Here is a 379-nt window from a genome sequence, read left to right as displayed (position 1 = left end):
TAACGTGGCTGAGCAGTTTGCGGCTTTTGAATCTCAATCCGACATACAGCGGGTATCCGAGGATGTGAACTGCCCCGTGGCGGCTGATGGTCAGTTCCAAGGGGATATCAAAGCGCTGCTTTTTGACTGCTTCATACGGGTCTATGCTGGTCGTATCCGTATGCGATGCACCTGGCGTGGTGATTGCACGATCGGTGTTGACCCTGGGTGAAGTGGCAGCTTCCCCGGGGTCGTTTGTGTATGCAGGCTTCGGCTTTGCATGGGGGTTGTTGGCGAGGTTGTAGTCGACAACGCGCTGCCAGACCGCTTCAGGATCAAGCGGAGTTGTAGGTGATTCAGCCTGCGGGAACGTTTCCCAGGCTTGTTCGGGCGTGATGTG

At 56.2% G+C, this 379-nt stretch carries 1 pseudogene; it reads right to left on the bottom strand.

The features are described from left to right. Positions 1-379 (bottom strand): annotated as a pseudogene (locus HMPREF2656_RS12995) (transposase); the annotation flags it as partial.

This window comes from Corynebacterium sp. HMSC034B08 (genome assembly GCF_001835805.1).
GTDB classification, from domain to species: domain Bacteria; phylum Actinomycetota; class Actinomycetes; order Mycobacteriales; family Mycobacteriaceae; genus Corynebacterium; species Corynebacterium coyleae.
Note: the sequence above shows the minus strand (reverse complement) of the source record. Positions and strands in the feature narration are given on the sequence as shown.